Source organism: Mesorhizobium sp. M4A.F.Ca.ET.022.05.2.1 (genome assembly GCF_003998845.1).
GTDB lineage: Bacteria > Pseudomonadota > Alphaproteobacteria > Rhizobiales > Rhizobiaceae > Mesorhizobium.
Genome location: NZ_RZOJ01000372.1, coordinates 1 through 5,980 on the forward strand (window position 1 = coordinate 1; position 5,980 = coordinate 5,980).

The 5,980-nt window shown below is 64.8% G+C and carries 8 protein-coding genes; 7 read left to right on the forward strand and 1 reads right to left on the reverse strand.

Features of this window, described 5'->3' with window-relative positions:
• The 7 genes from EN745_RS27850 to EN745_RS27880 all read left to right on the forward strand — a co-directional run.
• Positions 1-910: MFS transporter (locus tag EN745_RS27850; RefSeq protein ID WP_145992163.1), on the forward strand; the 910-nt coding region annotated here is incomplete at its 5' end.
• Positions 911-1,051: 141 nt separating this feature from the next.
• Positions 1,052-2,236 (forward strand): cell wall hydrolase, encoded by a 1,185-nt coding sequence (locus tag EN745_RS27855; RefSeq protein WP_127422741.1) that lies wholly within the window; start codon positions 1,052-1,054, stop codon positions 2,234-2,236.
• 266 nt (positions 2,237-2,502) lie between these two features.
• Positions 2,503-2,895 carry an AtpZ/AtpI family protein gene (locus tag EN745_RS27860; protein ID WP_126055982.1) on the forward strand — a complete coding sequence of 131 codons (393 nt, stop codon included), beginning with the start codon at positions 2,503-2,505 and terminating at the stop codon, positions 2,893-2,895.
• A gap of 63 nt (positions 2,896-2,958) precedes the next feature.
• Entirely contained in the window at positions 2,959-3,717 is a 759-nt protein-coding gene (locus tag EN745_RS27865) for a F0F1 ATP synthase subunit A (protein WP_127422742.1), read from the forward strand.
• A 66-nt stretch (positions 3,718-3,783) separates the two neighbouring features.
• Positions 3,784-4,008 (forward strand): F0F1 ATP synthase subunit C, encoded by a 225-nt coding sequence (locus EN745_RS27870; RefSeq protein ID WP_006206606.1) that lies wholly within the window; start codon positions 3,784-3,786, stop codon positions 4,006-4,008.
• Positions 4,009-4,071: 63 nt separating this feature from the next.
• Positions 4,072-4,668 (forward strand): F0F1 ATP synthase subunit B, encoded by a 597-nt coding sequence (locus EN745_RS27875; RefSeq protein WP_127422743.1) that lies wholly within the window; start codon positions 4,072-4,074, stop codon positions 4,666-4,668.
• Positions 4,669-4,678: 10 nt separating this feature from the next.
• Positions 4,679-5,170 carry a F0F1 ATP synthase subunit B gene (locus tag EN745_RS27880; protein ID WP_126055979.1) on the forward strand — a complete coding sequence of 164 codons (492 nt, stop codon included), beginning with the start codon at positions 4,679-4,681 and terminating at the stop codon, positions 5,168-5,170.
• 241 nt (positions 5,171-5,411) lie between these two features.
• Here EN745_RS27880 and EN745_RS27885 read toward each other — a convergent pair.
• Positions 5,412-5,980 (reverse strand): ribonuclease HII (locus tag EN745_RS27885; RefSeq protein WP_127422744.1); only part of this gene is annotated, 569 nt, incomplete at its 5' end.

Genomic DNA, 5,980 nt, shown 5'->3' on the forward strand with positions numbered 1-5,980 from the left:
GGGTGCCATTCCGGGCGTCTCGCTGCTCTCGGCAAGCCTGCTCGTCGCCGGCCTGCTCGGCGGCAGCGTCAACGGTTCCAGCGGCCGGGCCATCATGGGATGGTTCCGGGAGGGCGAGCGCGGCTTTGCCATGAGCATCCGGCAGACGGCGGTGCCGCTGGGCGGCGGCCTCGGCGCGCTCGTCCTGCCTTCGCTGGCCTTGGGCTTCGGCTTTACCGCCGTCTTCGGCCTGCTTGCAGCCGTTTCCGCCCTCTCTGCCTTCTTTGCCTGGCGCTGGTTGCACGAGCCGCCAACGGCAGCGGGCGGTCATGCCGACGCCGCGACAGCCGGGCCGGCGCCGCTGCGCAACGTCGAGGTCTGGCGCATCTCGATCGCCATCGGCCTGCTCTGCTTCCCGCAGGTGGCGGTGCTCACCTTCGCGTCGGTGTTCCTGCACGATTTCGCCGGCGTCGGGACAATGGCGACCAGCCTGAGCCTCGCCGCCGTGCAGACTGGCGCCATGGTCATGCGCGTCTGGAGCGGCCGCTTCACCGACCGTCATGGCAACCGCCGCCCATTCCTCAGGCTGTGCTGCGCGCTAAGCACGCTTGCCTTCGCGGTCCTCTGGCTGCTGGTCGTCGCGGCCGCAGGCCAGCCGGCTATGATGATGGCGCTTGCCGTCGTACTGGTTGCTGCGGGCATCGCCGTCTCCGCTTGGCACGGCGTCGCCTACACCGAGCTTGCCACGCTCGCCGGTCCCGGCCATGTCGGAACCGCGCTCAGCCTTGCCAACAGCTTCGTCTTCGTCGGCTTCTGCCTGGTGCCGATCGCCATTCCTGGGCTCCTGCATCTCTGGGCGTGGCCCGGCGTGTGGCTGGCGGCCGCCGCCTGCGCGCTGATCGCCCGGCCGATCTTCCTGCGGCCAGCCTGATTTTCGGCCTGCGCAGCGGCGGCGAAAAACCTCCTGTTTCGGGCCAACAAAAAAAAACACGATCGATGGCGTTAACGCCCCATCAAGGTTAATGCATCATTTTGGCTCTCCAGAGGGTCAGTTGCGTTTCTGGAGAGTTCCGTGCATCGACGTGTCTTGAAGCGGCTGGTCGCCGCCGCCGGTGAGAAGAAGCGTTCCTTCCTGTCCCTGTTCGTTATTGGCCTCGGTATCTGGGTCGGCTTTCCTTCCGTCGTCGCCTATCAGGACATGACCAGCCTGGTTTCTGGTCTGGAGACGCCGAACGCCCGCTGGAACGCCTATGTCGAGAAATCCGTCGCCGGCTCGGTCCACGCCGCCGAGATGCCCTTCGTCGATTCCGTCTCAACCGGCTCCATCTCCGGCTCCGGCGTGCAGCTGCCGGGCGTCGGCGCGGTCGCCTTTCGCGGCAAGGGCAATGTGGCGGGCACGACGCCGGACGAAGACCGCATCGTGCGCGCCGACAAGAAGGGCCGCATCGTCCAGATCTCGCCGGTGGCGCCGCCGAAGGCCTTCAACGCCGGCTCGATCTTCCAACGCACGTCCTTCCTGCTGCGCCCGAGCATGGACAGCGGCCTGAAACTCGCCTTCGCCAAGCCAGGCATCAAGGGCAAGGAGATCCAGATCGCCCAGGCCTTCCACATCCGCGAGGACAAGAAGCCGGATCCAGCCGTGCCGGCCATGTTGGCGGCGCTCGTCAACAACGACAAGCCGGACGTGCTCGCCACCGCCTATGCTCAGGCCGAGCCCGACTATGCCAAGGCCTCGCCGTTCGAGGCGCTGCTGCAGGACGAGGAGCCGAACAGCGGCCGCTTCATCCCGCCGATGGCCAAGGGCGACCACTGGTGGATCCAGAACCCGCTGCCGGCCAGCGTCTTCTCCAAGCCGGAGCAGGCTTGCCTTGCCAACGGCATCTATTTCGAGGCGCGCAGCGAATCCGTGCGCGGCCAGGCCGCCGTCGCCCAGGTGATCCTCAACCGCGTCCGCAACCCGGCCTATCCGAAGTCGATCTGCGGCGTCGTCTACCAGAACGACAACTGGCTGAACCGCTGCCAGTTCTCCTTCGCCTGCGACGGCCGCAAGAAGCGCGTCAACGATCCCGTCGCCTACAAGACCGCTCAGGACGTCGCCATGGCGGTGACCGCCGGCAAGATCTTCATTCCGGAGGTCGGCTCTTCGACCCATTACTATGCCAATTACGTGCATCCGGGCTGGGCGCGCACCATGCAGAAGATGACCAAGATCGGCCTGCATATCTTCTACCGCACCTATGGCGGCGGCTGGAGTTGAGGCAGTTTCGCCGAGACCGTCTGAGTGGTCCGAATGGCTCAGCGCGCTTGCAATTGGGGAGCCTTGGTTGCAAGGATTCGCCGGGCGCTTGCCTCCAACCGCGACGGGCACGATGTCGCACCTCCTTAAGATATTGATTTCAATATAAAAAATACATGGGTTTGAAGTTCGGCCCGTGGCTTGACGGGCGCGGACCCTCTAACTATGTTGCCGGCGACTTTAGAAGCGGACGGACGGTAGCGGTCTGACCGGGCAGGGGGGTTGCGATGGCCGACAAGAACGGGCCAGACGGAACCGGAGAAACCGGCCGCGGCAAGCAGCGCGAAGCCGACATCCGCGACGACGATCTTGAGCGCCGCCGGCGTGATCTTGAAGCATCGCTTGCATCAAGAAGGCCGGACCGGCTCGAGGGGAAAGACGACGCGAAAGCAGTGACCGGATACGGTCAGGCACTCAAGCTGTCCAGCGAGTTCATCGCCGGGATAGTGGTCGGTGTCGGCATTGGCTGGATCATCGACCGGCTGGCGGGAATCTCGCCATGGGGTCTGATCGTCGGCCTGTTGCTGGGGTTTGGCGCCGGCGTGCTCAATGTCCTGCGCTCGGCGGGGCTGGTGGCGCAATTCGGACAGGGCGGCAAGCCGCGCGATCCGGAGGAATGAAGTGGCGCCGTCATGGCGCTGGGTAAGACACTAAGGCCGCGTGCGGCTTTGACGGGGATGTAAATGGCTGCTGACAAGGTCGATCCGATCCACCAGTTCCATATCGTCAAGCTGATTCCGATCAATATCGGTGGCTACGACCTGTCCTTCACCAACTCCGCCTTGTTCATGGTTGCGACCGTCGCTGTCGCATCGGCCTTCCTTTATCTCACCACCGCCAGCCGCAGCCTGGTTCCCGGCCGCCTGCAGTCGGTCTCGGAAATGGCGTACGAATTCGTCTCCAACATGCTGCGGGATGCGGCTGGGAAGCAGGGGTTGAAGTTCTTCCCCTTCGTCTTTTCGCTGTTCATGTTCGTGCTGGTCGCCAATCTGCTCGGCCTGTTCCCGTATTTCTTCACCGTCACCAGCCACATCATCGTCACCTTCGGCCTAGCCGCGCTGGTCATCGGAACCGTCATTGTCTACGGCTTCATGAAGCACGGCCTGGGCTTCCTCAAGCTTTTCGTGCCGAAGGGCGTGCCCGTCGTGATGATGTTGCTTGTCGTTCCGATCGAGGTGATTTCCTTTGTCTCGCGTCCGGTCAGCCTGTCGGTTCGTCTGTTCGCTAACATGCTCGCCGGCCACATCACCCTGAAGGTGTTTTCCGGGTTCGTCGTCAGCCTGAGTGCGCTCGGTGCGCTCGGGGTTGCGGGATCGATCTTGCCGCTGGCCATGGCTGTGGCGCTGACCGCCCTGGAGTTGCTCGTGGCGCTTTTGCAGGCATATGTGTTCGCTGTGCTGACCTGCATGTACCTGAATGATGCGCTGCATCCTTCGCACTAAATAAAGTTTCCGGCATTTGCCGCCGGATGGAATTGCAACGGAATTACGGATCCAAAGGAGTTTGAAATGGACGCAGAAGCAGCAAAGTACATCGGCGCCGGCATCGCTTGCCTGGGCATGGGTGGCGCGGGCATCGGCCTCGGCAACATCTTCGGCAGCTACCTGGCGGGCGCGCTGCGCAACCCGTCGGCCGCCGATGGCCAGTTCGGCCGCCTGATCTTCGGCTTCGCCGTGACCGAAGCTCTGGGCATCTTCTCCCTTCTCATCGCGCTTCTGGCCCTGTTCGGCTGAGCTTCGGGAAGATTGGACAGGCCGGCCGCGACCAGCGGCGGGCCTGATATCAGGGGATAGTCCATGTTCGTGACATCTGCCTTCGCAGAAGAGTCAGCGCCGGCCGCCGAAGGCGCCACCGGTGCGGGAGCCGAAACGCATGCCGGCACCGAGGTGCCGGCCGAGGCACACGGCACGTTCCCGCCATTCGATCCGGCGACGTTCCCGTCGCAGTTGCTGTGGCTGGCGATCACCTTCGGGCTGTTCTACCTGTTCCTGAAGCGGGTGGTGATGCCGCGCGTTGGCGGCATCATCGACGTCCGCAACGACCGCATCACGCAGGATCTCGACCATGCCGCCCGGCTCAAGGGCGAGGCCGACGCCGCCGTTGCTGCTTACGAGCAGGAACTGGCCGAAGCCAAGACGAGAGCCAATGCGATCGGACAGCAGGCCAGCGACGGGGCCAAGGCAGAGGCCGAGGCCGCGCGCAAACAGGTCGAAGCGGAGCTCGACAAGAAACTCGGCGATGCCGAGGCCAGCATCGCTTCCATCAAGGCTAACGCCATGAAGGAAGTCGGCACCATCGCCGAGGACACCGCTTCGGCCATCGTCGAGGCGCTTGTCGGCGGCAAGGCCAGCAAGGCCGAGATCGCGGCCGCGGTCAAATCCGTGGCCCGGTGAGGAGCGCATCATGGACGCCACATCTCTCGCAACGCTTTGGGCCACGGTTGCCCTGGTCATCTTCCTCGGCATCGCCATCTACATCAAGGTGCCCGGCCTGATCGCCAAGGGGCTCGACGCCCGCGCCGCCAAGATCAGCAACGAGCTTGAAGAAGCCCGCCGGCTGCGCGAGGAGGCACAGCAGTTGCTCGGCCAGTACCAGAAGAAGCGCAAGGAAGCCGAGCAGGAGGCCGCCGACATTGTCGCCGCCGCCAAGCGCGAGGCCGAGTTGCTCGCCACCGAGGCGCACAAGAAGACCGAGGACTATGTCGCGCGCCGGACGGCGCTCGCCGAGCAGAAGATCGGCCAGGCCGAGCGCGAGGCGATCAGCGAGGTTCGCGCCAGCGCCGTCGACATCGCCGTCGAGGCCGCCCGCGCACTGCTTGCCGGCAAGGTCGACGCCAAGGCCGGCGCGGACTTCTTCAAGTCGGCGCTTCAGGACGTGAAGGCCAAGCTGAACTGAGCGCTTCGCCGTTAGAAATCAAAAAGCCGCCTGGGTAACCCGGCGGCTTTTTTGTTTGAGCGAGATATTCTCCCCCCTTGAGGGGGAGATGTCGCCAAAGGCGACAGAGGGGGTCGGTTCGACTGGGCGCGACTTTCTTGCGGACGACAGATGGCGTTGGAGCTTCACGCGAAGCGACCCCCTCTGCCTGCCGGCCATCTCCCCCTCAAGGGGGGAGATTACGCGCACCTTCGCCGCCGCCTCACTCCAGTCCTACAAAGCTCTCTTCTTCCACCACCTCGACGCCACCCAAGCGAAACGGCGCGAATGACGCCCGGTGCAACCTTGCCACCGGTCCATGCGCTTCAATCGCCGTGCGGTGGCGCGCCGTCGCGTAGCCCATATGCACCTCGAAGCCATAGCGGTCGTGATGGCCGGCGCAGCCGCACATCATGCGGTCGCGCATCACCTTGGCGACAATCGAGGCGGCGGCAATCGACTGCGAACGCTGGTCGCCCTTGATCAGCGCGCGCCCCTCGCAAGCGAGACCGGGCGGCACGTCGCGGCCGTCCGCCAGCGCCAGCTTGGGCTGCAGCGAAAGGCCGGCGACCGCGCGGCGCATGGCTTCGAGGCTGGCCTTCAGGATGTTGCTGCCGTCTATGCCCTCGGCGCTGATCGAGGCCATCGCCACGCCGAGCGCCGAACCCAGGATCCTGGCAAATAGCGCTTCGCGTTGCAGATGGGTGAGCCGCTTGGAATCGTCCAGCCCGTCGGGGATGTTGGCGGGATTGAGCACCACCGCCGCCGCGACCACCGGACCGGCCAGCGGGC